The following is a 2,704-nucleotide window of genomic DNA, read 5'->3' as shown; positions in this document are numbered from 1 at the left end:
CATACCGCGCTGCTCGAGCGCTTCGGCGCAGGCCTGGACCGTTGTCCACGCAAGGCCATCTGGAGCCTGTGTTCGGACACTGCAGCACTTGCCCACATACGCGACGGGACTGATCCGGAACCATCTCTGCCGCCGCAGCCTCGATAGGACGCCGTGTGCCGTAGAGATGATGTTTTTCCCATAGGCCACGGACAGTTCGCCGCTTGCGACCCGTGCGCCGATGTGCTCCCCAAAAGCTTGCAGGACTGGGTGACTCACGCGCTCCAGACGATCGATACCTCGATCCGCGAGATACGCGACCAGATGCTTCACGTGCCCTTGCCGGGTACGGATGCTCGCGTGCGACGGCGATTGCAACTGTACCGCCCGATACAGCGCTAATTCAATACTGTGAGCAAGTCCATAATTTCGAAAGATTCGTTTGCCCATGATGGTAGCTCCTTTGAAACGACACCCGAAGCGTCACGAAGTGCCGCTTCGGATGGCGTCTCTCCGCTCTAAAAGGGGGGCACACGGTCGGCGAAACAAGGCAACCGTGCCGCCCTTTGGATAGCTCTAGAATGAACGGGAAGCCAGGACCGCGTACTCCGAGGATTTAGCGTGTCTGTGTCCATGGCGTTCTCCGTGGGAATAGCTAAGGAAGCGGCGCGTTCCACTTCCCGGATGAGGCAATAAAAAGATTCTTCTGCAGAAGAATGGTCTCGTTTCTGTTTTTTTATCTTATGGTTACGTCGTTTTAAGGATGGTCCTCTCTTTCTTCTGCGGCCCCCGGCGGTGGCGAAGCACAGCCGATCGGCGTCACAGCTCGGATGGGACCGAGAGGGTTTGCCGCAGATAGCGGGATTAGAATGGCTAGCCCGGTCAAGCCGGGGTCGAATCGTCCCTACGGGGACGGAGGGCAGCGCTACTGCCCGTGCTGGGATTTCGGGAATGTCGTATTCCGATAACTACGGCCGATCGGCCGATACGGTTTGATCCCTCGAGGGGACTCCAATGCGCGGTTGCCGCGACAGCGTGGGCTCAAAAGCCCGATGGATCGGTACATCGATTCGGGTGTTCTCGCACCCGATAGTGGCCGGCACTCCAGCCTATTGCTGATCACACTCAGCTGTGGCCCTCTCGGGCGTTGAGACGGCATAACGGAACCGAAAGCTCAGCTGTGCCTTCTCGTCCAAATTCGGCCGAACGGCCGGTGACCGAATCGGTCCCCCTCGGTCAGCGGGCGCGCCCATCTGAAACGGCTCTTGCGCGATACCCGAATGCCGAGCACGAATAAGGCGATTCCGGGAGCGCCACTGGAACATGGCCCTTTGGCACCAGTAGCAGTATGGCATACCACTTTCATCCGATCAAGCCCCAGCCCCTGCACGTCTGCCCCCGCGGCAGTCGTGCTGCCGCCCCAAAAAATTGTGGGAATCCCCCTTCGGTAAGCTATTCCTTGGCGTCTTCGATCGATGGAGATGCCGTCCCGGAAGGACTTCGTGAAAAGGAGAGTACCGATGCAGAACGAACAAATCGCCCAAACGGCTCGTGTCTTCGAAAACTCCGTGCGACTGAAATATATGGGCTACCTCATCGATAAGGGCGAGTCCACCGTAAACGCCTACCTCACCGCAATCTTCGGTGAGGTCGCAGATTTTGACCCTAATTGGATCGCGCACGCGGTCCGGGAGTTTCGGGAGAGTACCGGGCTGCAACCCGGAGAGGGCCCTGAAACCTTCCCCCAGCTGTGGTTCCTCAAAGCCTACGTCCACGAAAGACTGAACGACCTGGACTTCAGCACTTTTGACCTCGAAGAGTGGCTGTCCGAAGGCGGCCGCATCACGGACGAGATCGTGGCGGAACTCCAGGCAAGCGACGCTGAGTATCGAACGGTACTGGACGAAGCGCTGGCGCATCCCGAGCGCTGGTCCCTCGCGCCAACGCAAAGGAGGAGTACCGAGTAAAGACCACGCGTGGGGACCATCGGAGACGCAGCCCCATCAGCACTTTTCCTCCCTTGACCGGGTTGGTAGAGGATGAATCTCCAGCACCCGGTCACCGTGCTCCATCACCAACAGGACATCCGAGGCCCGAAAGTACTGACGGCGGCCGAGACGCACCCGACGTGCCCGTAACCACGCCGCCCACGTGGCCTCACTCCGGCAGAGTGCCTCGCGCAGCGCCTGCGGCCTGCGCCGCAGGCATTCCGCCGTCTCCTCGACGGTGAGTAATTCCGACTTCATCGCTACCACCTCCGCAAACGTCTGTTCACGGAAACCAGAGTAACGGAAAGATCGGGGCATTTTTACACACAAAAGGACACCCTTTTCCCGCTTTATGCGGGGTCACCCCGCACCGGGCGAATCCGCTGCGAACGCTCAACGATCTCGGCGTCTGGGCAGGGGAATGACCGTCGCCGAGCGAGTGCCCGACGACGAAGCCTCGGGCCGGGTGTGATCGGAGGCTTGGTCCGATCTGAAGGTAGGGGCGTTCTCTTGCACTTGATCGAGATCCCGAACGAGATCCTCGCAACGCAAGTGCGCGTAGCGGGCCAGCATCTGAGCCGTCTTGTGACCCGTGATACGCCGTACCTTGGCGTCCGAGAGCCCATACTCCACCAGCCGGCTGGTCGCTTCGTGGCGCAGGTCGTGAAAGCGCAACCCGTGAATGCCGGCACGAGTCAGGGCCGTTCTCCAGGTGCGGTTGAGCCGATAGGGCCGCC

Annotated in this window: 4 protein-coding genes; 1 reads left to right on the top strand and 3 read right to left on the bottom strand. The window is 60.1% G+C overall.

Annotated features, from left to right (window positions below):
- On the bottom strand, window positions 1-429 hold a 429-nt coding region (locus Q0C23_RS00970; protein WP_291510508.1), incomplete at its 3' end, for a hypothetical protein.
- 1,070 nt (window positions 430-1,499) lie between these two features.
- On the opposite strand from Q0C23_RS00970, the gene Q0C23_RS00965 reads away from it, so the two are divergent.
- A complete protein-coding gene (locus Q0C23_RS00965) occupies window positions 1,500-1,946 on the top strand; it encodes a hypothetical protein (protein ID WP_291510507.1) in 447 nt (148 codons plus the stop codon).
- A 36-nt stretch (window positions 1,947-1,982) separates the two neighbouring features.
- Here Q0C23_RS00965 and Q0C23_RS00960 read toward each other — a convergent pair whose 3' ends face one another.
- Together Q0C23_RS00960 and Q0C23_RS00955 are read right to left on the bottom strand one after the other, a co-directional pair.
- The gene (locus tag Q0C23_RS00960; protein ID WP_291510506.1) at window positions 1,983-2,225 is read right to left on the bottom strand and encodes a hypothetical protein; all 243 of its coding nucleotides are present in this window, start codon (window positions 2,223-2,225) and stop codon (window positions 1,983-1,985) included.
- Window positions 2,226-2,360: 135 nt separating this feature from the next.
- The coding region (locus Q0C23_RS00955) for a tyrosine-type recombinase/integrase (protein WP_291510505.1) at window positions 2,361-2,704 on the bottom strand (344 nt) is incomplete at its 5' end.

Origin of the sequence: Acidithiobacillus sp. (genome assembly GCF_023256195.1) — a bacterium.
Taxonomy (GTDB): domain Bacteria; phylum Pseudomonadota; class Gammaproteobacteria; order Acidithiobacillales; family Acidithiobacillaceae; genus Acidithiobacillus_A.
This window is presented reverse-complemented; position numbering and strand designations above follow the sequence as displayed.